The organism is Vasconcelosia minhoensis LEGE 07310, from assembly GCF_015207255.1.
In the GTDB taxonomy this organism is placed as follows: domain Bacteria; phylum Cyanobacteriota; class Cyanobacteriia; order Phormidesmidales; family Phormidesmidaceae; genus Vasconcelosia; species Vasconcelosia minhoensis.
In genome coordinates this window covers 64,669-89,041 of the sequence record NZ_JADEXG010000016.1, presented here as the reverse complement: position 1 = coordinate 89,041, position 24,373 = coordinate 64,669, and the positions used below count along the sequence as shown (strand labels likewise).

Sequence of the window (24,373 nt, the reverse complement as noted above, 5' to 3'; positions counted from 1 at the left end):
AGGGTGGTGATAGCGCTCGTATTCAAGTGCGCTAATGTCGGCTTCGCTGAACTCTAGTTGAATCATGACCGCGGTGTCTTTTGGGTGGGCTAACTCAATTTCACCATGACTATAGAATTAGTTCAAGCCCGAACCGGCTAGAGTATACCGAAGCGGCTAGCTACAGCTTTCCTAAGCCAGACTTCCAGGAAACCCCTGTTGCTGCGGTTAAAATGCCCCTTAATTTTGGCGTGCAGCTAACCTGGCCTGAAGAGCATGTCAAGGATTTGTTTAACCGCTCGGTCAAGTCCTGGAGTCGAGTTTTGGGGGTCACAGCATGAGTGCTTTCGTTGGGACTCAAACCATTGCTTCGGCAGATGAGTTTAGGTCGCTAATCAATCAGCTGCAAACCGACACCAGCTGCTTTTTCCTCAGGTGGCCCCACCAGGTCAGCGGCTTTTGTCGAGAGCTGCCCTCCGATTTTCCCAGTCCAGAAGGCCAGATGTTTGACAGCCAGAAGGAGCTGCGCTGGAAGCGGCAGGGCAAGGGCTATAGCGTTTTGCTGCTAAGCGCAGACGGAGCCAGGCCCAATTTTAAACCTGTCGGCCCAGCCTGGGCAGCGCAAGACCGCGAAGCGCACCTCTATCCCAAAACGGAGACTCGATTTCCCCAGGGTGTCGATGACCAAGGCATCAATGTCGGCCAGCGATATTTCTTAAATCCCCAAACAGCCACCGTCCATTTTGTCGCATTAGTCGTGAGATAAGCTCGATGGAACCAAAAAAGCCAAAACAAAAGCCCAAGCCCCCAGTTAAAAAGAGCAAGCCAAAATTAGTAGAAAATTCTGCTTCTGAAGATTCTACATCTGAAAACTCAAAGCCCTATAATTTTGTGTCTTTGTCAAACAATGGCAAAGACATAGGGAAAGTAGCTGGACACGACAAATTTGACAAGAAATCTGTCAACGGCAAGCTATTCCTAACTTTGAATGTACAGACATCCACTTTCGTATCAACTGGACTCACTGTTCTGAGTAGCGATATTTCCGATAAAAATTTTGACGAAGTTTCATTAATCAAAACTAGTATTCAAAAAGGTAATAAACTAGTTATCCCAGGCAGTTCCTTGAAAGGTACTATTCGCTCAGCTTATGAAGCAGTAACTCGAAGCTGTTTGTGTAAAACTAAGGCCTATCGTGATCAGACGCCTCGTAACTACTCAGAATGTAAAATTAAGGATAATAAGAAATCGGTTTGTCCTGCTTGCCAGGTTTTCGGTGCAATGGGTTGGCAAGGGCTGATTTCATTTTCTGATGCAGTCGGGCATGAAGACTCTAATGCTATAAAGTTTATACCTATGCTGTATCAGCCAGATCCTGAATGCGAAAATTATTATCAGCAAAACGGCAACATTAAAGGCCGAAAATTTTACTATCACGCGAAAGAGGTAACAAGAACAGGTGGCAAAGGCGTGGAAGCTCAGGTAGCCGCAAAAAAATATGTTCTTAAAGCTACACTACAATTCAGAAATATATCTCAAGCTCAGCTAGGAACACTTCTGATTGTCCTTGGCCAAGATTCTAAACTCTTTGCCCAGAATCCTGATTTTCATGACCAAAACCCTAAGCCCTGTATTGCTCTCAAAGTGGGTGGCGGTAAACCTATTGGTTTGGGAAGCATGACTGCTGAGGTAGAGGCACTAGAACAGCCTGAGAGTTTGAAAGAGCGCTATTCTCGATATGATATTGCTGATTCCAGTCGTCTGACTGGGGACTCTTTGCGAGATGTTATGAGTGTGGCTATCGCTGCTGCATATAAAGACGCAACTCACAAAAGTTTAGTAGAAAAGACTCAGCTCGAAGCGCTAGCTGATATTCTCAAATGGCCAACCATGAGAACTGCACCGGAGGATAATTACTGATGCAGGTAACAAATGACTTAACCCCGACGCAGTGGCAGATCGCGGATGCGATCGCGCGTAAAATTGTCATTGAAAGGGTTGATATCAACGAGTTCAAAAAAGCAATTGCATACCTTCTTGCCTACAAAGATCGCGAGGATGCAGGGAAAAAGTTCTTTGACTATCTTGAAAAGCTAGCTGCCAATGGCGATTCCATCAGTCACAGTAATCGGACTAAGGATTATTTGGAAAGCATTGAAAACATTTGCAAGGATTATCTTGAAGATAAAGGCTATTCAGAAAAAGTGCCGATTATGCTGAAAATATTGGGCTGGTCGGCTCGGCTGGTAAAGTATTACGAAGGTTTTCCTAAGGACAAGCTGAAGGCAGTTAATGCCAAAGACATCCCCTCTGAGGCTAAGCAGGAGCGTCAAGAAAAAATGAAACGTCTTATTGAATCTAAAAACTTAAAGATTGGCTCAGAGTTAAGGGTAAATGTACTTAAGAAAACAAAGAAAAAATCGCAAGTTGCCTATGAAGTAGATGGTATTTTATTTAAAGAAGGAGAACATAAGAAATTCAAGAATATTCCCGAAACTGGTTCAGTCATCGTCATAATTAATGATATGAATGCAGAAGAAGAAATCATCAATCATATCAAGTTTGATAGAGTAGCTGACTAGCTAAATTGGGGAGATAGTTTTCGATGCAGCGTAATCCGATTTTGGAAGCGATCGCAGATCCGCGTAAAAACTTTTTAGCCTTTTTGCTCGTTGGCATCTTTGGGCTAGGTATCATTAGTAGTGGCATGTCGGTGCTTCTGCTAGATACGTTAGGAAATTGGATAGAAACAAAATTTGGGCTGAATAAAATAGCCTTTCAAATTGGTATTTTAGTCATCATCGGCATATTTATTTTAGTCAGCGTTTACTTTACCGACTTTTCTGAGCGAATACGGGGGCTCTTAGGACGGGAAGAGATTCAGGTGAAATACGTTGCGGAAATGACGGAGACCTTCAAGGGCTTGGTGGCAATCCCAAGCATTCCCAGGTCTGGGCGAGAGACCCCAGCTGAAATTGCGATCAATCATCACTGGTGGGACGGGCGGGGGAATCTACGCTACTGTTGGCTGATTTGTACTCCAGATTCCTTAGAAACGACGAAAGCCTTCTTGCACTCGCTAGCGCAGCAATATGCCAGCATACCGATTCCTTTTAAGATTTATGAGAACGCTGACCAGCTCATACCACCAGCCGATCAGACCAATCTAGCCTTACACATTCGGCTGATTATGCTGGAGCCCGATCGAATTCATGACCCGAACCGCAGTCGCCAGCTTGTTGACCAAGTCTATAGCGAGGCTGAGAAGCAAATTGGTCTGGAAGCCTCTGATATTGTTGCTGACTATACAGGCGGTACCAAATCGATGACCGCAGGTATGGTGCTGGCCTGTACTGCGCCCGACCGGTATTTGGAATATCTGGGGAGCCAATACGATTCCGATAGCAAGATCATCGGCTCTCAGCTAAAGAAAGTAAGCCTGTCCTACAGTATAAAGCCGATTAAATCTCAGGGATTTCAGTAGTGCTAGATCCGCTGCGTGACATAGCATATCCACCCATCAGCAGTCCCCATGACCGATCGCCTGCTGCAGTTTTTGAATCCTGAAAATTTTCAGCTGGCCTGGGAAAAAGTAGCGAAGAATCGGGGCTGCGCTGGGGTCGATAAAGAAACCTTGACATCCTCCTCGGCATAAATGCACGAGGATTCCTCACCACGCCACCCGATTAGGGATGGTCGCTGAATGGGGTTGACGCTTCAGCGTAGATTGCCTCCAAAAAGGTCTTATGCCTACTCCACGTCCGTTTAAAGTCTCAGAATGTCCTTCCGCGACTGAGCGGCGATTTCTTGGTTATCGAATCTCGACGCAACTCTATTATAAACCCTTGAAAGCCTTGCCGTATAAAGGCTGTATGAGTTTTATGTATAATTTGAGCAAAGCCGTCCTAAAAGGGCGGGGCTTGAATCCCATTATTTTTGGTCAGACGATTTCCCACCCCGATGTGCAGGCATCTGTTTCCTATCGGCGGGCATTACAGCTGCAGGTACAGCGCTACAAGCGGGCGGTGATGGGAGAGATGCCCTATGAAGCCTATCGGAAGGTGAGCTGATGCTAGTGCTAGTGGTTTACGATATTGCCGACGATCGGCGGCGCACTAAGCTGTCGACTTTTTTGGAAGGCTATGGTCGCCGGGTGCAGGAAAGCGTATTTGAATGCTATTTAAGCCTGGCAGAGATGAAGGCGCTGCATCAGCGGATAGCACGGCGGGTAAAGCCAGACGAAGATAATGTCAGGCTGTATTGGGTGCCGGTGAATGCGCTGGCCAGAGCGCTGACCATCGGCAGCCCGCCCCCAGAACCACCGCCAGAATCGTATGTCATTTAGTTAAGTCAGCTCGCAGATGGCTGAGAACTAAGGTAGGTTATTCCTGAAGGTAGCCCGCCTCCACACCCCCTGCGAACCTTGAAAACCGCATAGTTTCGTTGACCTATGGAGATGCCTTGCTGTATCTAGCTTTCAGAGCCTGAAAAAGGCCAATCAGGTCGGCTGAGTGGAGCATTCCGTCCTCAGACTTGACCTCTGGAGATTTGCCCGCTAGAATCAGCTCCAGGCAAGGCTTCCTCAGAGAGGGCTTTCAGCTCAAATTCCCCGCAAGGGGACGGAAACTCCTCCTCCCACGAGGGAGAGGATGATCAGGAGTATTGCCTTTCAGCTCAAATTCCCCGCAAGGGGACGGAAACTCTCATTCCAATCAAAATGGAATGTGAGCGAGGCCTCGCTTTCAGCTCAAATTCCCCGCAAGGGGACGGAAACAAGCGAAAGCGAAAGCGGTGAGAGCGAGGGCGGAAAATCTTTCAGCTCAAATTCCCCGCAAGGGGACGGAAACCTCCTTTGGGGGTATTCCCCCCGATGTGAATGTTCACCTAACTTTCAGCTCAAATTCCCCGCAAGGGGACGGAAACCCTTAGCTTCTGAAGAAAAGTCTGAGGTTGAGAAGTTACTTTCAGCTCAAATTCCCCGCAAGGGGACGGAAACTCAATCCCAGCCGCGTCTACCTCACTCGCACTCTTTCAGCTCAAATTCCCCGCAAGGGGACGGAAACCCTTAGAAAAACTCATAACACGAATCCTTTCGAAAGAGCTTTCAGCTCAAATTCCCCGCAAGGGGACGGAAACTAACTCGGCTTCAGCCTGCTTCCACCCACTAGTCATCGTCGCGTTACTGGGAAACTTTCAGCTCAAATTCCCCGCAAGGGGACGGAAACCCCCAGCAGCTGCATTGCACACAGCTGCGTTGAAGACGGACTTTCAGCTCAAATTCCCCGCAAGGGGACGGAAACTCCATCCAACGACATTGTAGCCGTCGCATTAGTAGAATTGCTTTCAGCTCAAATTCCCCGCAAGGGGACGGAAACCCGATGGACCAGAAATTAGAATAACCAACTCCTGAAACCTCTCAGCTCAAATTCCCCGCAAGGGGACGGAAACAGGTGGAGCTCCACCCCGGCATCGCGGTCCCACATGGAGCTTTCAGCTCAAATTCCCCGCAAGGGGACGGAAACCATCCCGTCGGATTGGTCGTAACCAACCCATTGAGTTGGATCTTTCAGCTAAAATTCCCCGCAAGGGGACGGAAACAGGAGAAGGTTTCTGAAATCCGAAAGAGTCGCGATTTCTTTCAGCTCAAATTCCCCGCAAGGGGACGGAAACGCGCCAAGCTGATCTTCTAGGATCTGGAGAAGATTGATTCTTTCAGCTCAAATTCCCCGCAAGGGGACGGAAACACTCACTCCGGTGAGTGAGCCACCCGAGTAGAACCCGGACCTTTCAGCTCAAATTCCCCGCAAGGGGACGGAAACCACTTTGGAGTGGCTTTTTTCCAGAGGCTGACTCCTGCAAGAGCTTTCAGCTCAAATTCCCCGCAAGGGGACGGAAACTCTGGGGGTTGTCTATACGCGATCGCGCAATCTCCTGGCCTCTATGTTGCTGCACAGTATCTGGAACAGCGGCTCCCTGGTAGGGTTACTCATTCTTGCTGGGGGAGCCAACTAAGGATGGCTTGAGGATTTGGACAATAAGGTTAAGAAAAAATCGATTTTCTAAAAATTTTAAGCAAATCCCCCTACTTTAGGCTTATCTTAACCCTTGACGATACCTGAGAAACTATATGGCAAGGTCTAAAGGTTTTTTCCAGCTGTTATTTGATTTCTCATTCTCCGAGTTTATTGCTCTGAGGCTGGTGGGCTTTCTCTATGGACTGGCTATTTTCTTCGCTGGACTGGGATCGCTGAGTATTCTTCTAGCGGGCTTTAGAGCTGGAATTGCTCAGGGTTTAGGGGCCTTAATCTTGGCACCCCTACTATTTTTGTTTAATGTGATTCTGGCCCGGATCATTCTAGAAACCCTGGTGGTTGCATTTCGGACTGCAAAGAATACCGGTCGGACTGCTGAGAATACGGAATACTTAAGAAATTCCTAGCCAGGAGGGGCTGGTTTGCTTAGTTTGAGATCTCAGACATTTCGATCACCCGTCCTTGATAATCCTTGACGAGAAAATTCAACGGCTTCTCCCGGCGAATTTTATATTTAACATGCTGGTTCTGAGCCCGCATCAGCACCTGTTCGAGACAGTCGCGATCAAAGCAAACATGGCGTTGTCGATTTTTCTCACTCAAATTGGCTCCGGTAATCACATGGAGCTGCATATTTTTTTTGAGCTGATACCAGAGGCCGTCGTCATTGAAGCTCTGGGCGGCAGGGCGACCTAGGTCTGCTGACATGTAGAGGGGGTCAATCCCTGACAAGCCCAGGGTTTGCTCGTAGTTGTAGTAGTAGTGCAGGGGGACCTCCGCCACCGTTAGCTGCAGATCTCCTTCATAAAACTGGCGGGCAATCTCCAGGTCTGAAACCATCAGGGTGTAACTTTCAGCTCCAATTCCCCGCAAGGGGACGGAAACTTTGTTTCACCAAGCGCTCGTCCTGACTTCTGCTATTTGATGGTGCCTGACTGAACTGCATGGCCAAATCGTCTAGGTCGCGATCGCGCCTAACCCAGTCTGGATTACTCCTTCGCAGCCCCAGGTAAGCCAGGTCAGACTTGAAAAAACGTGGGGACAGGCGCGTTAGCGGAGCCTCTCCTCAGGACAATTGCGTGACCTAAACCTTATTCTGCTCAGCCACTGGCGGCACAGCTGGCGGGCTGTAGTCAATCGCCAGGTGATATCGGCCCTTCTCATAGACCCTATCCAACAGCGGCTGAAGCTCCAAAATTGGCTCCGCCTCCTCTGCCATCAGCGGTACAGGAAACGGGGGAATTGGCTGTCGCAGGCCAAACCCATAGAGGTCAGCCGTGGGGCGGCGGTCGGCTCGGCTGACCAAAATTCGATGTCACTTGGCTGCTGGCCCGACATGGGCGGCGGCTGTCCGCTCCGCAGCAGGTCAATCTCTATCAGGTGCGAGGCGCTGGCCAACACCCGATTTCGCTTTCGCAGGTAGGCAATCCGCCCCTCTCCGGGTCGTTTATTTTTAGGCGACAGCAGCTCAATCACCGTTGCTACCATTCCCGTCGCGACTTCACGAATTTCCAAATAGCGCTCGGTGACTTCTTCGGCTAAGGGTACCGTCACCTGCTCGGGCTGCGCTGGCAAAGTCGCCGTAGCGCTGTCGCTCGTAGCCGAGCGGCCCGCAGAAACAGTCACATCAGGAATCCCGACTAGCACACTTTCACTGTCACTGCTGAAATAGACCCGCTTTTCCACCTCAACCCGGTATTTTTCGCTGAGATAGTCAACGAGGGCGTCCGCAATTGTGACAATCAGTCGGCTGTGGACTGATGACCACAGTGCTGGATTTTCGAGATAGGGATCCATGCCGGGGAAGGGGGAGGCCATTAGGGGGATAGGGTAGAGGGTGGATAGGTAAGTTCCTTATTTGTTGTTTGGGATGGGGCTTGTTTTTATGGGCTTAGGCGCTATCTGATTTGCTCCCTGACCCATGCTCTGACAGCTCGGCGCAGGGCAAGTCTGCCGCGATCGCGATGTGCCTCAATCAGCTGCGGCAGCTCCCGCACGCTCAGGGATGGAAAAACCTGGCTTTGCTCTGTCAGGACATACTGGTCTTGCTGGAGCAGATAAATACTGAGTCTGCCATCCTCATAACGCCAGACCTCGGGAATCCCTAGCCGAGCATAGATAGGAAAGCGATCTAGCGACTGACGGGTGATGTCAATTTCCAGCGCCAGGTCTGGGGGCGGATCTCGATCGAGGTCAAAATTGAGTTTGCCCCGAACCAGAGCCTCATTTTGGAAGTAGAAACAGTTATCCGGTTCCAGTCCCGCCTGCTCAGCCTTTCGCCGCCAGGTCGTCGAACCATAGCTTTCGTAGTCCTGATTGAGCGCTTCGGCAATGTCTTCAATGGCAATGCTAATGGACTGCTTAAAGTACTCATGTTCAGGTAGCGGAGCCATAATTTCTAGCAGTCTATGGTCATAGGCGATTCGGGAGCCGCGATGCTCTCCCAGCTCTTCTAGAATGGCCTCGAACTCAGCCCAGCTGACATCGCGGAGCAGCAGTCGCCGACCCGGGGGAACCTCTAACTGTCGGAGCTGTAGGGTTACCATCGGCTAGTTTGCTTGCTCCTTGACCCATGCTCTGACGGCTCGGCGCAGGGCAAGCCTGCCGCGATCGCGATAAGCCTCAATCAGCTGCGGCAGCTCCTGAACTCTCAGGGATGGAAACGCCTGACTTTGCTCAGTTTGCACATACCGATCCTGCTGGAGTAGATAGATGCTGAGCGTTCCATCGTCATAGCACCAAATCTCGGGAACCCTGAGCCGAGCATAGATAGGAAAGCGATCGAGAGACTTGCTGGTCACGTCAATCTCAAGCGCTAGGTCGGGGGGTGGGTCTTGGCTGAGGTCAACGTGCAGCTTGCCGCGAACCAAGGCTTCGTTCTGGAAGTAAAAGCAGTTATCGGGCTCTAGTCCGGCCTGCTTTGCCTGCCGTCGCCAGGTCGCTGAACCATAGCTTTCGTAATTCTGCTCTAGCGTTTCGGCAATGTCTTTAACTGCATCGCCAATAGTTTCTTTGAAATACTCATGCTCAGGTAGCGGAGCCATAATTTCTAATATGCCAGAATCATAGGCAACGCGAGCCGTACGATGCTCTCCAAGTTCTTCTAGAATCGCCTCAAACTCGGCCCAGCTGACATCGTGGAGTAGTAAACGCTGACCGGGAGGAACCTGGAGCTGACAGAGCTGTAGCGTTACCATAGCGTCATGCGAAAAAGCGATGCCTCAATTATAGGTTGTACGTCAGGCTTCGCTGTAAGCTGCTTTTCGCCTACGGTTTCTCTGATGGGTTGCGTGCGATCGCAGATGCAGGAAAGTCAGGCTCCGGCGGACATCGGCAGACTCACGAGCCCAAACGCTGACGATTGGCAGCCCCGTGCCAGGCTCATACAGTTTCAGTTCAACCTAAGGAGTAAGATTATCGGGAGATTGAGTCATTGTTATGCATCCGAGGTGATAGTTCAAGTATACCGATGGCCTACTATTCCAGTAGCGTTTCTATAATGTCAGTATTCTGCTATCGAGAAGTCGCATAATGGGGTCAACCGTTAGACCGAAACTTTGCCAGAATGACTCAGCGGCTGAGCTTTATGACGCCTTACTGCGGCAGCTCAAGGCCCATCCCCGCTGGCGTATAGACTCGGTAGTGGCACAAATGCTGTCTGCTGAGATGACGATGCCTGCCGACCTGGCCCAAATCGATCAAATGAAAGGCTGGCTGGATAGCTTTCGGCCTCTGTCCCCTGCTGTCCTGGCAGAGCTGAAGCAGCGTTACGACGTGCGCTTCACCTACAACTCTAATGCCATCGAAGGCAATACCCTGACCCAAAGTGAAACTGAACTGGTGCTTTCGAAGGGCATCACCATTGGTGGCAAAACTCTGGCAGAGCATTTAGAAGTCATTGGGCACAAAGAGGCGATTGACTACATCGAAACCCTGGCTCAGGTGGAGACTTCCATTGGCGAATGGGAAATACGTCAGATTCATAGCTTAGTCATCCGCAAGATCTCACCGATGGAAGCGGGCCGTTATCGGCAGCTCGACGTGAAAGCCGCTGGGACAAATTATGTTTACCCGCCTCACTATCAGCTGCCAGAGCTGATGGCTGAGTTTGTTCAATGGTTAGCGGCTGCGCCAGAGAGCCTGCACCCGATTGAGTATGCGGCAGAGGCTCATTATCGCTTTGTCTCGATTCATCCCTTTCGTGATGGCAATGGACGAACGGGACGATTGCTGATGAATTTGCTGCTGATTAGAGCAAGCTTCCCGATTGTTGTGATTCCGAATCAGCGGCGTCAGGACTACATTGGGGCGTTAGTGAAAGCACAGCGCTCAGAGAACGATTTATCATCGCTCCTCGATCTCGTCCTCGAAGCTGCTCGTGGGTCACTGATTGAAACCCTGTCTGTAGTCGCCACAGCTGCGGACAGCCGAGGAAAGGGTCTGCCTTTTTATCGAAAAATTGTTGCCTTTTTAGAAGCTGAGAAATTAATAGAAGATTAGGTTTGAGAGCGGGGTTTACAAACTGGGTGCGCCCCGATTATGCAGATTCGGGCACGCCCACTCTCCGAGGAGAGCAAAGCCCTCATCCCCCAGCCCCTTCTCCCCAGGGAGAAGGGTCCAGTTTATGAAGCCTGCTTTAATGGGCAAACTCCATTTATGACAGATCTCTCTCATCTATCAGGACGCAATCGCCAAATTCCTGAAGCGCTCCTCATCCGTGCGCGTCAGCTTAGACAGCAGCAAACCTGCTCAGAGCAGATGCTTTGGGAATGCTTGCGAGCCCGTCGCCTCAACGGTGCCAAATTTCGTCGTCAGCACAACATTGGACAGTTCATTGCTGATTTCTACTGCCATGAAGCTCGGCTTGTCATTGAACTGGACGGCAGTATTCACCAGAGCAGAATTAAGCAAGATACCGAACGAGATGCCTGGATGCAGGCCTGTGGTTTGCGAGTTTTACGATTTACAAACGAAGGGGTGCAAAACCACCTGGAATCTGTTCTAACAGAGATATTAGGGCAGGTCTCAAAGTCCCTCTCCCTCGGGGAGAGGGATTTAGGGTGAGGGCCTGCAGCAATTTGCAAAACTAGGATACTCTTTCATAAACCTGCCATAAACCTGCTGGAGGCAGGGCTGCCTCCAGCAGATCAGATTTAGCCAAACCAGCCTACCATTGGCAGGCTGGTCCGACACCACTATTAAGGATCAAGGATTTAATAAGATGCACAACTCCCGAGCCCTCATCCCCAACCCTTCTCCCGGGGGAGAGGGGGCCGGATCTAGCTCCCTCTCCCCCGGGGTGAGGGCCGGGGTGAGGGCCGCGAGACATGCACAAATGGTCAAGTTATTTAATTCTCGATCCTGAAAATTACCCCTGAACGTCGAAGCGATCGAGCATCATCACCTTGTTCCAGGCGGCGACGAAGTCCTTAACCATACGCTCATGACCGTCATCAGCGCCGTAGACCTCGGCCACCTGACGCAGCTCCGCATTTGAACCGAAGATGAGATCGCAGCGGGTTGCCGTGAACCTGGTTTCGCCGGTTTTGCGATCGTCAATGTTGAAGATCATCTCGCGATCGTCTACCGGCTTCCACTCATAGTCCATGCTCGTCAGGACGCTGAAGAAGTCATTAGTCAGGACACCGGGCCGATCGGTAAAGAGGCCGTACTGCGAATCGTCCCAGTTCTGGTCGAGGGCGCGCAGTCCGCCGACCAGAACCGTCCACTCGGGCGCGGTTAGCGTCAGCAGCTGGGCGCGATCCAGGAAGATACGCTCCGGCTTCACCTCATAGCCGACGGCATCGTTATGGTAGTTACGGAAACCGTCCGAGACCGGCTTCAGCCATTCGAAGCTTTCGACATCGGTTAGCTCCTGAGTCGTATCCATCCGACCTGGGGTGAACGGGACCGCAATGGAAATCCCAGCATCCTGCGCCGCCTTCTCGACCGCAGCGCAGCCGCCAAGGACAATCAGGTCCGCCATCGAGATCTTTTTGCTACCCGACTGAGTGCCGCTAAATTCTGATTGAATTTGCTCCAGGGTCGATAGCACCTGACCGAGTTCCTGCGGGCGGTTCACCTCCCAATCCTTTTGGGGTTCTAGGCGAACGCGGGCGCCGTTCGCGCCGCCGCGCTTGTCGGAGTCGCGGTAGTTGGACACTGAAGCCCAAGCGGCTGACACCAGCGCCGAGACGGAGAGCCCACTCGCCAGAATTTTGTTCTTGAGAGAGTCAATATCGGCAGCATCAACAACATCGTGGTCGAGCGCCGGAATTGGATCCTGCCAGGGCAGATCTTCCTCGGCAACCTCCGGGCCGAGATAGCGCGTTTTCGGTCCTAGGTCCCGATGGGTCAGCTTATACCAGGCCCGCGCGAAGGCATCGCTAAAGTAGTCAAAGTCTTCCAAAAAGCGCTGGCAGACCTCGCGATAGGCCGGATCGACCTTTAATGCAATGTCCGAGGTCATCATCATTAAACTGTGATCAACACCCTGACGGTGGGCGTCTGGCGTCTTCGGCGCATTAGGATTACTCGGCTTCCACTGAATCGCACCGGCAGGGCTACTGGTCTGCTCCCACTCGTACTTAAACAGATTTTCTAGGTAGCTGTTGTCCCACTGGGTTGGGTTTGGCGTCCAGGAGCCTTCGATCCCGTTTGTCATTGTATACTCGGCAAATCCGGTCCCTTCGGGATTCTGCCACCCCATGCCCATCGCCTGGATCGGTGCGGCTTCCGGGGCTGGGCCGATCTTGTCCGACGAGACCATGCCGTGACTTTTGCCGAAGGCATGACCGCCCGCAATCAGCGCCACCGTTTCTTCGTCATTCATCGCCATCCGCGCAAACGATTCACGGATGTCTCGGGCTGAGCCAGCAGGGTCACCTTCGCCGTTCGGCCCCTCGGGATTGACGTAGATTAGCGCCTGGTGCGTCGCCGCCAGCGGGTTCTCAAGGTCATAATATTCCTCATCCGGCTGGCCGACCCAGCGAATATTGCGGGTCACCATCTCATCCGGATGGCCGGCGTGCTGCTTGCCATTTTCTCCAAACGACTGGCCGTTCCAGAACTCGGGACCCCAGTAGGTGGCACGGTCGGCTTCCCAGGCATCAATGCGACCGCCGCCATAGCCAAACGTTTTGAAGCCCATGATCTCCAGCGCGCAGTTGCCGACCAGGATCATCAGATCGGCCCAGCTGAGAGCCGCGCCGTATTTCTTCTTGATCGGCCAGAGCAGCCGCCGTGACTTATCCGTATTGCCGTTATCCCACCAGGAGTTGATCGGGGCAAAGCGCTGCATGCCACGGCTCGCGCCGCCGCGACCGTCGGCAATCCGGTAGGTGCCGGCGGAGTGCCACGCCATGCGAATCATCTGCGGCCCGTAGTTGTCATAGTCGGCTGGCCACCAGTCCTGCGAATCCGTCAGCAGCGCCTTGATATCGCGCTTGAGCTGCTCGTAGTCGATCTGCTCAAAGGCTGCTTTGTAATCGACATCCTGTAGCGGATTGGCCTGGGGCGAATTTTGGTGAAGCAGCTCGACCTGAAGCCGGTTTGGCCACCAGTCATCGGTTTGCGGTTTGGAGCCGAGGGCGCCACCTACGCGGGTTCCCCGGAAGGGGCATTGGGCAGGGGCAGATTGTGTAGGGTTGCTAACCATTGGGTCTGATCCTTTCTAATCGGTTTCGTTCTCAAGTTGCGATGAGCGACGCTATTTGCAGCGTTTTGAACGGCTTTAGCCCACCGGCTAGCCTAAGGCGGCTGAGCAAACGCACAGGTAAGCACTGGGATCGCAAAGCCGTAGGCCAAGTCGATCGTAGCAAAGTTGTTCGTTAAGGACTATGGCTTTCCTGCGCTGCTCGCCGGGCTAGCTTAGAGTAGGTTTTGGCTGTCTCGTAGGGCAGCTGCATCTGTTCAGCAATCTCCTGCAGCGAGTCGCCCTGCTCTCGTCGAGCCAAAATTGTCGCCCATTTCTCAGCCGTATCCTGGGCTCGCCTGCCGCCCTGCCGCTGGCGCTGGGCTGTAAACAGCGCCGTAAGCTCGTCAATCCGCTCTGCCAGCACCTGCTGCATCGAAGGTACCTCCGGCGCAGCCTGATCCGACTGCCAGCCTAGCTGCGTTTCACCCAGGCCAAAGGTGGTTTTGTGACCCGTGCCACAGTAAGGGGCGAGCTGAGTTAGCGCGTAGAATAGGGTTTGGAACTCTGGCGGGTCCGCCGCGCGGCGGTCGAGCCCGTAGGTGACGGCTCCGGTAAAGCCCGTCACCGAGCCCCGTTTGCCTGCGGCCACCTTCACCGATTCCATTTGGTGACGCTGAATAATCACATAGTCATCGACCCAATCTAGAAATGCGTCCGGGTCGGCGGGCTTACTGGCAAAGTGATTCCAGCGCCTGAGGTAGCTGTGAAACACATTTGTTGGCCAGGGCAGCGGCAGATGGTGCCCTTTGCGCCGAAAGCTGGTGGGGCTGGTAAAGCTGAGGCTAACGCTGCCCGAGGTTTGCTTGCCCTGCCGCAGCAGCTTGGCATAGGTCATCGGCGGCGCCGCCAGCTGCACCGAGTCAATCTGCAAAGGTGCATTTTTCAGACCAATTTCGTCCGGCAGCTGCCGCAGCCAGTGGGCCAGCCCCGCGACCGTCGGCTGAGAAAACCCGCTGACCCGCCATTGATAAGGCTGACTGGCCAGCAGCTGAAGCGACTGGCTGTGGCTGACAAACTGGCCGCTTAGCCCCGACAGACTGAAGGGCTTCTCAGACTCGCCATCGTGTAGATAGGCCGAGAGGTCGGCATCCAGCTGGCGAATCTGGTCGAGAAACCAGGCGTGCAGGCCAGTAGTGTACTGGGGATACAGATTGCAGTCAGTCGGTGGCGTCACGGTAAACTCAAGGCTGACCAGCTCCGTTGACTTAGGCCAAAATGACCGAGCAGAGAGGTCCAAAGCCGGGGCCGCTTTTCGCGATCGCGCCATTGCTTCCCTTTGCTAGAACGTCATACCGCCCATTTTATCCCGTCAGGGGTTCAAACCTAATATCTCAAAAAGGCTAAATCTTTCCGATTTCTTCTCGATTTATTCCCTAAACATTGCGGGTGCTGAAGATAAGTTTCTCCTAAGCTTTTAAGCCAGGGATATAACTTTTAAACTCAAAAGTAGCGAGTTTTACTATTTTCAGTCTAGCCCTCTAAACTAACCCCTTGAACCGCCATGAGACGCCGAAGCCTGATCAAAACCAGTGTGGGCCTTGCCGCTGGGATTACCCTGGCCAATGGACTTAAAGCCTGTAGCTCTGCCGAATCGCCATCAACCGACGCGGCTTCCGACAGTTCCTCGGATGGTTCTTCTGGGGCTAAACCCACCGATGCCAGGCTGACAATGGTGCAGGGGGGCGGCTTTCCTAATAGCTTAGACCTCCACCGGGTGGGAACGAATCGTCCCGCCTACGGCATTTCCTGGGTGATGTATGACCGGCTGATGACCTTTGGCCAGAAAGAGCTGCCGGATGGGACGCTCTCCTACGACTACACCCAGCTAGAGCCGGAGCTGGCGGAAAGTTGGGAAATGGCGGAAGACGGCATGTCAGTGACCTTTAAGCTGCGGCAGGACGCCACCTTTCACGACGGTGCTCCGGTAACCGCTCAGGATGTGAAATGGTCCTATGACCGGGCGGTATCGATTGGCGGCTTTCCTACCTTCCAGATGAAGGCTGGCGCTTTAGAAAATCCAGACCAGTTTGAAGTCGTAGACGACCACACCTTCCGGGTAAAGTTTCTGCGGCCCGATAAGCTGACGATGATCGACATGGCGGTGCCGATTCCAGTAATCATCAACTCAGAGCTGGTGAAGCCGCATCTGACCGACGCCGATCCGTGGGGGGCAGAGTGGCTGAACGTGAACGATGCTGGCGGGGGTGCCTACCAGCTGGGCGAGTTCAAGCCCAACGAGCGGATTACGCTGACCCGTTTTGAAGACTGGAAGTCTGGCCCGCTGCCCCAGATTCAGGAGGTGATCGTGCTGAATGTGCCGGAGGCGGGCAACCGCCGGGCGCTATTAGAGAAGGGCGATATCGACGTCAACTACGACCTGACCGAAAAAGACCAGAAAGAAATTGCAGCGATGGGTGAGTTCACCATGGCCTCTACGCCGATTGAGAACTGCCTCTATTCCATCGATATGCATACAAATGCACAGCTGAAAGGGGCTGAAAATCCCTTTGCCGATGTGAAGGTGCGCCAGGCGGTGGCCTATGCCATGCCCTACGACGCCATCATGCAGACGGCGCTCTACGACCAGGCGGTGCCAATGTACGGTGAGGGTACCTTTGACCCCGATTCAACCACCTGGCCCCAGCCGACACCTTACAAAACCGATATGGAGCAGGCCAAAAAGCTGATAGCAGAGTCGGCCTATCCCAACGGCTTTGAGACCAGCCTGGCCTTTGACCTGGGCAATCAGGAATGGGCGGAACCGACGGTGGTACTGATTCAGGAATCTCTGGCGGAGCTGGGGATCAAGGTCGGGATTGAAAAGGTGCCTAACGCCAACTTCCGCTCGGTGCTGGTGGAGAAGAGCCGCCCGATGATCGTGAACAACTTTGGCGGCTGGCTGAACTATCCCGACTATTTCTTCTTCTACGCCTACCACGGTCAGGATGCCACCTTTAACGGCAGCTCTTACCAGAACCCAGAGATGGACAAGATGATCGAGGCGGCTCTGGCTTCTAAGCCCGGTGAGCCGGAATATGCAGAGAATGTCGAGGGCTTTATCGAGATGGCCTGGGAAGAAATGCCCCGGGTGCCGCTGGTGCAGCCGAAGCTTTCAGTAGCGATGCAGAACAACGTTAGCGGCTATCAATATTGGTTCCACCGCCAGCTCGATTTCCGCCAGCTAGAAAAAGCTTAGTTAAAAGTAGGCAAGGACTTTGATCTCTAGCTCCCTCTCTCGGAGAAGGGGTTGGGGGATGAGGGCAAACCGCATACAAGACTGCGAGTGTTTGTTTTATGGCTAGATATTCAACCGGGAAAATTGTAGGACGCCGAATTTTAGGTGCGATTCCCAGCGTGATTGGGGTGGTGATTGTCACCTTTTTGCTGACGCGATCGCTGCCTGGTGACCCGGCGGCGTTTTTTGCTGGGCCAGCGGCGACAGCCGAGGCGATTGAGGAAATTCGGCAAAACCTGGGATTGGATAAGAGTTTGCCAGAACAGTTCTTGATTTACATTGGCGAGCTGTTTCGGGGAGATTTGGGCGTATCGTTAACCACTGGGCAGACGGTGCTCTATGACCTGCTCACCCGGCTACCAGCCTCCTTGGAGCTGACGCTGGCGGCGCTGGTATTCGCGATCGCGCTTGCCCTCCCCTTGGGCATCCTGGCCGCCACCCGACCCAACTCCTGGATCGACCACGGCGTCCGGCTGCTGGCTACCGCTGGGGTTTCTCTGCCGACCTTCTTCACCGGACTGTTCTTAATCTACGTTCTCTACTATCTCTGGGGAATCGTGCCCGCCCCGCTGGGACGGCTAGACATTCTCAACAGCCCGCCGCCCCAGATCACCGGGTTTTATTTGATTGACAGTTTGCTGATTGGCGACTTAGGGCTGTTTTGGGCCGCCGCTGCTCAGCTGTTTCTGCCTGCGGTCACCCTGGGCCTGTTCGCCCTAGCGCCGCTGGCCAGAGTGACCCGAGCTTCCATGCTAGGAATGCTGTCCAGCGACTTCATCCGCACGGCCCGAGCCAGCGGGCTGCCGCCCCGGCAGGTGCTGTTTGGCTATGCCTTTCGCAATGCCATGCTGCCGGTAGTGACGACGCTGGGCGTGGTGTTTTCGTTCTTACTGGGGGCCAACATTCTGGTGGAGAAAGTCTTTGCCTGGCCCGGCATTGGCTCCTATGCCGTGGAAGCGCTGGTGGCCTCAGACTATGCTCCAATTCAGGGATTCATCCTCACCATGGCGCTCCTGTATGTGGTGTTGAATCTGTTAATCGATTTGCTCTATGTCGTGATTGATCCCAGAGCCGGAGTAGAGTCATGACCACCACGCTCAAGCATACCCGCTACATCATCAGCCAAAACGGGATTACCTTTGGGGCCTTTAGCCTGTTTTTTGGGTTCGTGCTGATTGCGGTATTGGGGAACGCGATCGCGCCCTACGATCCGCTGGCGAGCAATTCCGCGATCGCCCTTCAGCCCCCCACAGCGCTCCACTGGTTCGGCACCGATCAGCTGGGCCGAGACGTCCTCAGCCGGGTAATCGTCGCCACCCGGCTAGACCTAGGCATCGCCGTCTTAGCCGTAGCGATGTCATTTGTGATCGGCAGCATTTTAGGTACCTGTGCGGGCTACTTCGGCGGCTGGACCGACCGGATTGTTTCTCGCTGCATCGATACCCTGATGGCGTTTCCGCTGTTTGTGCTGGCGATGGGGCTGGTGGCGGCGCTGGGCAACTCGATTGAAAATATTATCTACGCTACCGCCATCATCAACCTGCCGCTCTACACCCGGGTGATTCGCTCCGAGGTGCTGGTGCGGCGCGAAGCCGGATTTGTCGAAGCGGCTCGCCTCACTGGCAACGGCGACTGGCGAATTATGGCCCGGCATCTGTTTCCCAACGTGCTGCCGGTGATGATGGTGCATCTGTCATTGAACATGGGCTGGGCCATCCTGAACGCCGCCGGGCTGTCGTTTATCGGCCTGGGGGTGCAGCCGCCCACGGCGGAATGGGGGATTATGGTGGCGGAAGGGGCGACCTACATTGTCTCCGGGGAATGGTGGCTGGCCCTGTTTCCGGGAGCGGTGCTGATGCTGGCGGTCTTTTGCTTTAACCTGCTGGGCGACGGCCTGCGAGACCTAATCGACCCCCGGATGAGGACCTGACCATGCTGGCAGTGGAGAACCTGTCGGTTGAATTTCGCACTCGCTCTGGTGTCGTCAAGGCGCTGGAGGCTGTAGGCTTCACCATTCAGCCCGGTGAGACGGTGGGGATTGTCGGCGAAAGCGGCTCTGGCAAGTCGGTAATGGCCTTTACCCTGCTGGGCGTGCTAGACCGGGCGGGGCAGGTGACTGCCGGGCGGGCGCTGTTCCAAACCGATTCCGTAGCCGTCGATTTGCTCAAAGAGCCCGAATCTTCCCTGCGGCAGCTGCGGGGCAAAGAGCTGTCGATGATTTTTCAAAATCCGCGCACGGCGCTGAACCCCATTCGTAGGGTAGGCAGGCAAATCGCCGACGTGCTGCGCTGCCATACGGATTTACCGGAAGCAGACCTGCGTTCCAAAGCCCTGGATATGCTGGCCAGCGTCCGCATTCCCGACCCGGACAAACGCTTTGACGCCTACCCCTACGAACTGTCAGGCGGCCTCTGCCAGCGGATTATGATTGCCCTGGCCCTGGCCTGCTCGCCCCACCTGCTAATTGCCGATGAGCCCACGACGGGGCTCGATGTCACGACTCAGGCCACCGTGATGAACCTGATTAAAGACCTGGCGGAACAGCGGCAGATGGCCACAATATTGATTACCCATGATTTGGCGCTGGCGGCGGAATACTGCGATCGCATTGTTGTCATGCACGCCGGTCACGTGGTCGAATCGGCCCCCACCCGCAGCCTGTTCACCCACCCCCGCCATCCCTACACCGCCAAGCTAATCGCCGCTACCCCAGAACCCCATAAGTCCTTTGCCGAACTCATCCCCATCGGCGGCAATTTGCCCGACCTGAAAGCCGCCGATCTCCCGCCCTGCCGCTTCAGCTACCGCTGTGACTACTTCGAGCCTAGCGTTTGCAATCAGACCCCGCTATCCCGAGAGTTTCTCTCTCCTCAGCATCAGGTCGCCTGCTGGAAGCCGCTTTGACGCCATCACCCGATCACCCGATCACCCGATCACTCCATGCTTAATTCTCAACCTCCTCTTCTCCAAGTAAAGAACCTCACCAAAACCTTCCCCGTTGGCAAAGACGCCCATCTCCATGCGGTTGATCAGGTCTCTTTTACTCTCCAATCGGGGGAAAGCGTTGGGCTGGTAGGAGAATCGGGCTGTGGTAAATCTACGCTGGTGCGGCTGATTACGCGGCTTTTGGATGTTACGGCTGGCGAAATTCATTTTGATGACGCCATTCTCAGCACGATCGCGGTTCGTCAGTTTCCCCAAAATCCCTATCGCGCGGGTATTCAGCTGGTCTTTCAAGATCCTACAGACAGCCTCAATCCGCGGTTCACAGCCTATGACACGATTACCGAGCCGATTAAGCGGCTTTCTTCGGTCCAGGGTCGGCAACAGCTCCAGGCGCGAGCGGCTGAACTGGCAGATTTGGTTGGGCTTCCCCAAGACCTGCTCAGCCGTTTTCCCCACCAGCTCTCGGGCGGTCAGAAAGCGCGGGTGGGAATTGCTCGCGCGATCGCGCTGAATCCTAAGCTGCTGGTGCTAGACGAGCCGACCTCAGCCCTGGATGTCTCTGTGCAGGCGGTAATTCTACATCTGCTAGCAGACCTGAAAAAACGACTGGGAATGAGCTACCTGTTTGTCTCCCACGATTTGAACGTGGTGCGGCTGCTGTGCGATCGCGTTTTGGTCATGTACCTGGGCAAAATTGTCGAATCCGGGCCGGTCGAGCAAATTTTTAACCATCCTCGCCATCCCTATACCGAAGCGCTGATTTCAGCCATTCCCAGCTTTACTGCCCAGCCCCATCCGATTCCTTTAACCGGTGAACCCCGGAGTCCAATCAATCCCAATCCTAGCGTTTGCCGCCTCTATGGCCGCTGTCCCAAAGGCGAAGACCTCTGCCATCAGGTCATGCCCGAACTCACTGAGCTATCCTCTAATCACCAGGCCGCCTGTCACTTTCCGGTTAGCAGCGACCTTGCGGTATGACATCGCCCTCCAGGAGAATCTCAATGACTAAGATTGTCGGCATCGGCGGCAGCCTACGGACGAATTCTTACAGTATGCAAGCGCTTGAGCTAGCGGCTCAGCGGGTCAAGGCGCTGGGTGCTGAGGTGCAGGTGCTAGACCTGCGGCAGATGCAGCTACCCTTTTGCGACGGCGGTGGTGACTACCCCGACTATCCCGACGTCGCGGTGCTGCAAAATACGGTGAAGCACGCGGACGGCCTGATCCTGGCGACGCCGGAGTATCACGGCAGCGTCAGCGGGGTGATTAAAAACGCCCTGGACCTGATGGGCTTTGATGAGCTCAGCGGCAAGGTCGCAGGCGGGATTAGCGTCCTGGGCGGGCAGCCCAACAGCAATGCCCTGAACGAACTGCGGCTGATTATGCGCTGGGTTCATGCCTGGGTGATTCCCGAGCAGATTGCCATTGGCCAAGCCTGGCAGGCGTTTAACGAAGACGGCTCGCTGAAGGATGAAAAGCTGGCCCAGCGATTTGACGATTTTGCCGAAAGCCTGGTCACCAACGTTCAAAAGCTGACCGGTAAGTGACGCTTGCCTTAGGGAGCAGGTTGGTTCTGGTAAAAAATGGCTCCTACTCGATTGATATGCTCAATCAGGTCTGGGCTGTCGATGTGACTCAGCAGGGAGAGGTCAATTTTGTAAGGCAGCAGCAAGTCATCGAGCTCTATATTGACCCGGTTCAGCTCTGCATGGGTCAGCTCGTCACCCGCCAGCGTTAGATCAATATCTGAACCCTGGCGGTAGTTTCCTTTGGCTCGCGACCCGTAGAGCAAAGCTTTCTCTATCGCTGGATGCCGCTTAAAAACGGCAACAATTTTTTCGATCGTCTGGGCGGTCAGGCCAAAAAGGCCGGAACGGGTAGAGGGCTCTTCAGTCGGCATCGGCATCGGCATCGGCTAGCTGCTGCATAGTTTCCTGCAATTTTACAAATAACGCGAAATATTGCGTCGTAATGTTCTGCGCGATCGCTCTCGCAGTTGACAGATTGTAGGTATGGCTAGTTTGGTTCCGATCTTGGATCATGCCCATCCAGCTCTCACCCGCTTCAATAATACCGACTCTAAAGGCTTCGCGGATAGCGTCTCTAGAGCCATTTATATTTTGGGTACCCTGGTAGCGAAAGTAGTCACGCATCAGGGTCCAGGCTAGTTCGTAGGTATATTCAAAGGCTTGAATGAGACCTTGCTCTTCAAGCTCATTGAGGTCACCTTTCTCGATAAATTTGGTGAGCTGCGCTAACGCTTTCTGATAATTCGTCAAGCGTTGCTTCCACCGAATGTCTAGCTCAGCCATGCGTCTACTGGGTCATACATGTTCTTTGTTTGCTGACTCAGCCTACACCGTAATCACCGACATCACCACTTCTTTGAGCTGCTGACGCCTTCGAAAATGCGCGATCGCGGCTTCCACCGCCGTCGTCCGTCCAACGTTCTATTCACTCCAATCGCTGCACAAATTGCTGATGCGCAACCGTGCCAATCCCTCGCCCCACTTCCGTCAGTACCTCAGCCATATCGCCGTCCAAAAGCGCCCTCACATTCAAGTCCAAGCCTGGAAAGACGGAACTGCGAATGATGCCGTTTTCATCCGGCGTTTGCGATACGTATACGCCCTCCTCCAGGCTAAACCAGCTCACCTGCCGATCCGCGACCGACCAGACAATGTATTCTTGAACACCGTTGCGGCGATAGACATTTTTTTTGTCGTAGAGATCGTAAGCTGCGCTGCTGGCGGCAATTTCAACAATTAGCTCGGGTGCGCCTTCAACATAGTCATCCTGGCTGATGCGAGACTGACCGCCACGGGCTTCGTCGATGCGCAGTAACGCATCGGGCTGGGGTTCATTGTCGAGGTCAAGCCGAATAGTCGGGTTGTCTGCGGCCTCGATGCCGGGCGTCAGGGCGGCATAGGTGGCCAGCCAGCCCACAATATTGGCGTGGGGTCTGCCATGACTGCGATATCTGAGGGCGGCGGGCAAGTAGACGACTCCTTCGATTAGCTCGGCTTTCTTCAGGTCGGGCATGGCTGCGTAGCGTCGCTCGAATTCCTGGCGGGAAACGCGATCGCCATTTTCGAGCGGCAAGGGCCTGGAGATTGGCTGCTTGGATAGAGTCATGGTCGAAAGGCGGCAGAGAATTGGGCTGTTGCTGTTGGTATTGGCGCATCGGCTAGCGGCTCGTCGAGCAGCCCAGGGTCTGCGGCGCTGCCTGGAAAAAGGCGAAGGGTGCCAGGGGATATCGCAGCGCGAATGCGATCTCCCACTGAAAACCGCTGGTGAGTAGAGGCCCGAGCGTAGAGCAGGCGAGCGCTGGGCGTCAGGATTGAATATTTGTACTCGCGGCCGAGGAACTGGCGATCGCGCACCACCAACTCGCCTGTCGGGTCCGACTCAAGTCCTAGATCTTCCTGCCGAATCATCAGCTCAGCGGCGACCGCCCGATCGTTGGCGGCTACTTTCTGCCAGCGGCTAATAGCAGACGGGTCGAAATAGCCGATCTCAGTTTGCCATCCCGCTCCCTGCCGGCGGGCGGGGATAAAGTTTGCCTGGGTGACAAATTCTGCGACGAAGCGCGAGGCGGGCTGCTGATAGATCGTTTCTGGCGTATCAATTTGCTCGATGTGGCCCTGGCGCATGACGGCGACTCGGTCTGAGATCGCCAGGGCCTCCTCCTGGTCGTGGGTGACAAAAATCCCCGATGCGCCGATTTGCCGCAGGATATTGCGGACTTCCTGTCTTAGATAAAGTCGGACCTGTACATCCAGATTGCTGAAAGGTTCGTCTAGCAAAATTAGCGGCGGTCGCGGCGCCAGTGCTCGGGCCAGTGCGACCCGCTGCTGTTGCCCACCCGAAAGCTCATGCGGGTAGCGCTGCTCAAAACCCTTCAATCCCACCAGCTGAATTGCCTCATGGGCCAGCTTTTGCACCTGCGGTTTGGCAATCTCACCCTGACGCGCCTGCTGCTTCAGCCCAAAGGCCACATTGTCTAATACGCTCAGGTGGGGGAACAGGGCGTAGTCCTGAAAGACGACGCCAACGCTGCGCTGCTCCGGCGTCACCCATCGGCAGTCGCTACAAACCTGCTTCCCGGCTAGGTCAATCAGCCCCGCCTGAGGCTTTTCAAAACCGGCGACCAGCCTCAGCAGCGTCGTCTTCCCACAGCCCGACGGCCCCAGTAAAGCTAAAAGCTCCCCCTGCTGAAGTGCCAGCGTCGCCTCGTTAACGGCGGGGACTGAGCTGCGCTCGAACTGCTTGGTGATCTGCTGGAGACATAGAACGGCGGGGGCAGACTGCATAGAGAACTAGCTTAGCGATTGAAGAATGAGGTAGCGCAACCTGGATTTAAATTACCCTGCCCCCAGATAGCTATTGCGAGCAAACCGCAATAATGCCTAGCTTATCATAGGCCCTACGCCTCGGCTCGGGCTTGCTGTGGAGCAAAGCAGACCAGCGACCTAACCGCTAAACTTT

24 protein-coding genes, 2 pseudogenes and 1 CRISPR repeat array are annotated in these 24,373 nt (G+C 54.1%); of the genes and pseudogenes, 16 read left to right on the top strand and 10 right to left on the bottom strand.

Annotated elements, in window-relative coordinates; all coding sequences use genetic code 11:
* The first annotated feature begins 316 nt into the window (after positions 1-316).
* The 8 genes from IQ241_RS09010 (at position 317) to IQ241_RS08980 (ending at position 6,418) form a co-directional block, all read left to right on the top strand.
* A complete protein-coding gene (locus IQ241_RS09010; RefSeq protein WP_193906196.1) occupies positions 317-745 on the top strand; it encodes a hypothetical protein in 429 nt (142 codons plus the stop codon).
* Positions 746-750: 5 nt separating this feature from the next.
* A complete protein-coding gene (locus IQ241_RS09005) occupies positions 751-1,899 on the top strand; it encodes an RAMP superfamily CRISPR-associated protein (RefSeq protein ID WP_193906194.1) in 1,149 nt (382 codons plus the stop codon).
* Complete coding sequence (locus IQ241_RS09000; protein WP_193906192.1) at positions 1,899-2,561, top strand: hypothetical protein; 663 nt, start codon at positions 1,899-1,901, stop codon at positions 2,559-2,561. The genes IQ241_RS09005 and IQ241_RS09000 overlap by 1 nt, the downstream gene beginning before the upstream one ends.
* Before the next feature lie 23 nt (positions 2,562-2,584).
* Complete coding sequence (locus IQ241_RS08995) at positions 2,585-3,463, top strand: hypothetical protein (RefSeq protein ID WP_193906190.1); 879 nt, start codon at positions 2,585-2,587, stop codon at positions 3,461-3,463.
* Positions 3,464-3,511: 48 nt separating this feature from the next.
* Positions 3,512-3,634 carry a hypothetical protein gene (locus tag IQ241_RS25950; RefSeq protein ID WP_265579882.1) on the top strand — a complete coding sequence of 41 codons (123 nt, stop codon included), beginning with the start codon at positions 3,512-3,514 and terminating at the stop codon, positions 3,632-3,634.
* Between the two features lie 217 nt (positions 3,635-3,851).
* Positions 3,852-4,049: a hypothetical protein gene (locus IQ241_RS08990; protein ID WP_193906188.1), complete on the top strand. Its 198-nt coding sequence runs from the start codon at positions 3,852-3,854 to the stop codon at positions 4,047-4,049.
* The gene (gene cas2 / locus IQ241_RS08985) at positions 4,049-4,324 is read left to right on the top strand and encodes a CRISPR-associated endonuclease Cas2 (RefSeq protein WP_193906170.1); all 276 of its coding nucleotides are present in this window, start codon (positions 4,049-4,051) and stop codon (positions 4,322-4,324) included. The genes IQ241_RS08990 and cas2 overlap by 1 nt, the downstream gene beginning before the upstream one ends.
* A gap of 247 nt (positions 4,325-4,571) precedes the next feature.
* Positions 4,572-5,876: a CRISPR direct-repeat array (repeat unit 35 nt; unit sequence CTTTCAGCTCAAATTCCCCGCAAGGGGACGGAAAC).
* Positions 5,877-6,106: 230 nt separating this feature from the next.
* The gene (locus IQ241_RS08980) at positions 6,107-6,418 is read left to right on the top strand and encodes a DUF4282 domain-containing protein (protein WP_193906168.1); all 312 of its coding nucleotides are present in this window, start codon (positions 6,107-6,109) and stop codon (positions 6,416-6,418) included.
* A gap of 19 nt (positions 6,419-6,437) precedes the next feature.
* Here the strand turns inward: IQ241_RS08980 and IQ241_RS08975 are convergent.
* From IQ241_RS08975 to IQ241_RS08960, 4 genes and pseudogenes are all read right to left on the bottom strand, one after another.
* A pseudogene (locus tag IQ241_RS08975) lies at positions 6,438-6,860 on the bottom strand (glyoxalase-like domain protein); the annotation flags it as partial.
* A gap of 235 nt (positions 6,861-7,095) precedes the next feature.
* A pseudogene (locus tag IQ241_RS08970) lies at positions 7,096-7,829 on the bottom strand (DUF4058 family protein).
* An 80-nt stretch (positions 7,830-7,909) separates the two neighbouring features.
* On the bottom strand, positions 7,910-8,557 hold the full coding sequence (locus tag IQ241_RS08965) for a Uma2 family endonuclease (RefSeq protein WP_193906166.1): 648 nt from the start codon (positions 8,555-8,557) through the stop codon (positions 7,910-7,912).
* A gap of 3 nt (positions 8,558-8,560) precedes the next feature.
* Positions 8,561-9,208, bottom strand: a complete 648-nt coding sequence (locus tag IQ241_RS08960) for a Uma2 family endonuclease (RefSeq protein ID WP_193906164.1) — start codon at positions 9,206-9,208, stop codon at positions 8,561-8,563.
* A 334-nt stretch (positions 9,209-9,542) separates the two neighbouring features.
* Between IQ241_RS08960 and IQ241_RS08955 the strand changes: the two genes are divergently transcribed.
* Together IQ241_RS08955 and IQ241_RS08950 are read left to right on the top strand one after the other, a co-directional pair.
* Positions 9,543-10,511, top strand: a complete 969-nt coding sequence (locus IQ241_RS08955; RefSeq protein WP_193906162.1) for a Fic family protein — start codon at positions 9,543-9,545, stop codon at positions 10,509-10,511.
* A gap of 39 nt (positions 10,512-10,550) precedes the next feature.
* Positions 10,551-11,075, top strand: coding sequence for an endonuclease domain-containing protein (locus IQ241_RS08950; protein ID WP_228021517.1), 525 nt, complete (start codon positions 10,551-10,553; stop codon positions 11,073-11,075).
* A gap of 304 nt (positions 11,076-11,379) precedes the next feature.
* Here the strand turns inward: IQ241_RS08950 and katG are convergent, their stop codons facing one another.
* Positions 11,380-13,668 (bottom strand): catalase/peroxidase HPI, encoded by a 2,289-nt coding sequence (gene katG / locus IQ241_RS08945; RefSeq protein WP_193906160.1) that lies wholly within the window; start codon positions 13,666-13,668, stop codon positions 11,380-11,382.
* Between the two features lie 172 nt (positions 13,669-13,840).
* The gene (cas6, locus tag IQ241_RS08940; protein WP_193906158.1) at positions 13,841-14,974 is read right to left on the bottom strand and encodes a CRISPR-associated endoribonuclease Cas6; all 1,134 of its coding nucleotides are present in this window, start codon (positions 14,972-14,974) and stop codon (positions 13,841-13,843) included.
* A gap of 234 nt (positions 14,975-15,208) precedes the next feature.
* Between cas6 and IQ241_RS08935 the strand changes: the two genes are divergently transcribed.
* The 6 genes from IQ241_RS08935 to IQ241_RS08910 all read left to right on the top strand — a co-directional run bounded on the left by IQ241_RS08935 (position 15,209) and on the right by IQ241_RS08910 (position 21,432).
* Complete coding sequence (locus tag IQ241_RS08935; RefSeq protein ID WP_193906156.1) at positions 15,209-16,903, top strand: ABC transporter substrate-binding protein; 1,695 nt, start codon at positions 15,209-15,211, stop codon at positions 16,901-16,903.
* Positions 16,904-17,001: 98 nt separating this feature from the next.
* Positions 17,002-18,030, top strand: coding sequence for an ABC transporter permease (locus IQ241_RS08930; RefSeq protein ID WP_193906154.1), 1,029 nt, complete (start codon positions 17,002-17,004; stop codon positions 18,028-18,030).
* Complete coding sequence (locus tag IQ241_RS08925; protein ID WP_193906152.1) at positions 18,027-18,872, top strand: ABC transporter permease; 846 nt, start codon at positions 18,027-18,029, stop codon at positions 18,870-18,872. Before IQ241_RS08930 ends, IQ241_RS08925 begins: the two co-directional genes overlap by 4 nt.
* 2 nt (positions 18,873-18,874) lie before the next feature.
* Positions 18,875-19,846 carry an ABC transporter ATP-binding protein gene (locus IQ241_RS08920; protein ID WP_193906150.1) on the top strand — a complete coding sequence of 324 codons (972 nt, stop codon included), beginning with the start codon at positions 18,875-18,877 and terminating at the stop codon, positions 19,844-19,846.
* Between the two features lie 36 nt (positions 19,847-19,882).
* Positions 19,883-20,866, top strand: coding sequence for an ABC transporter ATP-binding protein (locus IQ241_RS08915; RefSeq protein ID WP_193906148.1), 984 nt, complete (start codon positions 19,883-19,885; stop codon positions 20,864-20,866).
* A 23-nt stretch (positions 20,867-20,889) separates the two neighbouring features.
* Positions 20,890-21,432: an NADPH-dependent FMN reductase gene (locus tag IQ241_RS08910; protein WP_193906146.1), complete on the top strand. Its 543-nt coding sequence runs from the start codon at positions 20,890-20,892 to the stop codon at positions 21,430-21,432.
* Positions 21,433-21,440: 8 nt separating this feature from the next.
* Here IQ241_RS08910 and IQ241_RS08905 read toward each other — a convergent pair whose 3' ends face one another.
* The 4 genes from IQ241_RS08905 to IQ241_RS08890 all read right to left on the bottom strand — a co-directional run bounded on the left by IQ241_RS08905 (position 21,441) and on the right by IQ241_RS08890 (position 24,198).
* Positions 21,441-21,785 carry a nucleotidyltransferase domain-containing protein gene (locus IQ241_RS08905; protein ID WP_193906204.1) on the bottom strand — a complete coding sequence of 115 codons (345 nt, stop codon included), beginning with the start codon at positions 21,783-21,785 and terminating at the stop codon, positions 21,441-21,443.
* Positions 21,775-22,197: a nucleotidyltransferase substrate binding protein gene (locus tag IQ241_RS08900; RefSeq protein ID WP_193906144.1), complete on the bottom strand. Its 423-nt coding sequence runs from the start codon at positions 22,195-22,197 to the stop codon at positions 21,775-21,777. Before IQ241_RS08900 ends, IQ241_RS08905 begins: the two co-directional genes overlap by 11 nt.
* 142 nt (positions 22,198-22,339) lie before the next feature.
* On the bottom strand, positions 22,340-23,020 hold the full coding sequence (locus IQ241_RS08895; RefSeq protein ID WP_193906142.1) for a Uma2 family endonuclease: 681 nt from the start codon (positions 23,018-23,020) through the stop codon (positions 22,340-22,342).
* Positions 23,017-24,198, bottom strand: coding sequence for an ABC transporter ATP-binding protein (locus IQ241_RS08890; RefSeq protein ID WP_193906140.1), 1,182 nt, complete (start codon positions 24,196-24,198; stop codon positions 23,017-23,019). Before IQ241_RS08890 ends, IQ241_RS08895 begins: the two co-directional genes overlap by 4 nt.
* Positions 24,199-24,373 lie beyond the last annotated feature (175 nt).

Coding starts and splice junctions, on each gene's coding strand:
- cas2 (WP_193906170.1), top strand. CDS start 4,049: ATGCTAGTGCTAGTGGTTTACGATATTGCCGACGATCGGCGGCGCACT.
- IQ241_RS08955 (WP_193906162.1), top strand. CDS start 9,543: ATGGGGTCAACCGTTAGACCGAAACTTTGCCAGAATGACTCAGCGGCT.
- IQ241_RS09010 (WP_193906196.1), top strand. CDS start 317: ATGAGTGCTTTCGTTGGGACTCAAACCATTGCTTCGGCAGATGAGTTT.
- IQ241_RS08990 (WP_193906188.1), top strand. CDS start 3,852: ATGAGTTTTATGTATAATTTGAGCAAAGCCGTCCTAAAAGGGCGGGGC.
- cas6 (WP_193906158.1), bottom strand. CDS start 14,974: ATGGCGCGATCGCGAAAAGCGGCCCCGGCTTTGGACCTCTCTGCTCGG.
- IQ241_RS08960 (WP_193906164.1), bottom strand. CDS start 9,208: ATGGTAACGCTACAGCTCTGTCAGCTCCAGGTTCCTCCCGGTCAGCGT.
- IQ241_RS08910 (WP_193906146.1), top strand. CDS start 20,890: ATGACTAAGATTGTCGGCATCGGCGGCAGCCTACGGACGAATTCTTAC.
- IQ241_RS08895 (WP_193906142.1), bottom strand. CDS start 23,020: ATGACTCTATCCAAGCAGCCAATCTCCAGGCCCTTGCCGCTCGAAAAT.
- IQ241_RS08930 (WP_193906154.1), top strand. CDS start 17,002: ATGGCTAGATATTCAACCGGGAAAATTGTAGGACGCCGAATTTTAGGT.
- IQ241_RS08995 (WP_193906190.1), top strand. CDS start 2,585: ATGCAGCGTAATCCGATTTTGGAAGCGATCGCAGATCCGCGTAAAAAC.
- IQ241_RS09005 (WP_193906194.1), top strand. CDS start 751: ATGGAACCAAAAAAGCCAAAACAAAAGCCCAAGCCCCCAGTTAAAAAG.
- IQ241_RS08925 (WP_193906152.1), top strand. CDS start 18,027: ATGACCACCACGCTCAAGCATACCCGCTACATCATCAGCCAAAACGGG.
- IQ241_RS08980 (WP_193906168.1), top strand. CDS start 6,107: ATGGCAAGGTCTAAAGGTTTTTTCCAGCTGTTATTTGATTTCTCATTC.
- IQ241_RS08950 (WP_228021517.1), top strand. CDS start 10,551: ATGCAGATTCGGGCACGCCCACTCTCCGAGGAGAGCAAAGCCCTCATC.
- IQ241_RS25950 (WP_265579882.1), top strand. CDS start 3,512: ATGACCGATCGCCTGCTGCAGTTTTTGAATCCTGAAAATTTTCAGCTG.
- IQ241_RS08920 (WP_193906150.1), top strand. CDS start 18,875: ATGCTGGCAGTGGAGAACCTGTCGGTTGAATTTCGCACTCGCTCTGGT.
- IQ241_RS08900 (WP_193906144.1), bottom strand. CDS start 22,197: ATGGCTGAGCTAGACATTCGGTGGAAGCAACGCTTGACGAATTATCAG.
- IQ241_RS09000 (WP_193906192.1), top strand. CDS start 1,899: ATGCAGGTAACAAATGACTTAACCCCGACGCAGTGGCAGATCGCGGAT.
- katG (WP_193906160.1), bottom strand. CDS start 13,668: ATGGTTAGCAACCCTACACAATCTGCCCCTGCCCAATGCCCCTTCCGG.
- IQ241_RS08890 (WP_193906140.1), bottom strand. CDS start 24,198: ATGCAGTCTGCCCCCGCCGTTCTATGTCTCCAGCAGATCACCAAGCAG.
- IQ241_RS08905 (WP_193906204.1), bottom strand. CDS start 21,785: ATGCCGACTGAAGAGCCCTCTACCCGTTCCGGCCTTTTTGGCCTGACC.
- IQ241_RS08915 (WP_193906148.1), top strand. CDS start 19,883: ATGCTTAATTCTCAACCTCCTCTTCTCCAAGTAAAGAACCTCACCAAA.
- IQ241_RS08965 (WP_193906166.1), bottom strand. CDS start 8,557: ATGGTAACCCTACAGCTCCGACAGTTAGAGGTTCCCCCGGGTCGGCGA.
- IQ241_RS08935 (WP_193906156.1), top strand. CDS start 15,209: ATGAGACGCCGAAGCCTGATCAAAACCAGTGTGGGCCTTGCCGCTGGG.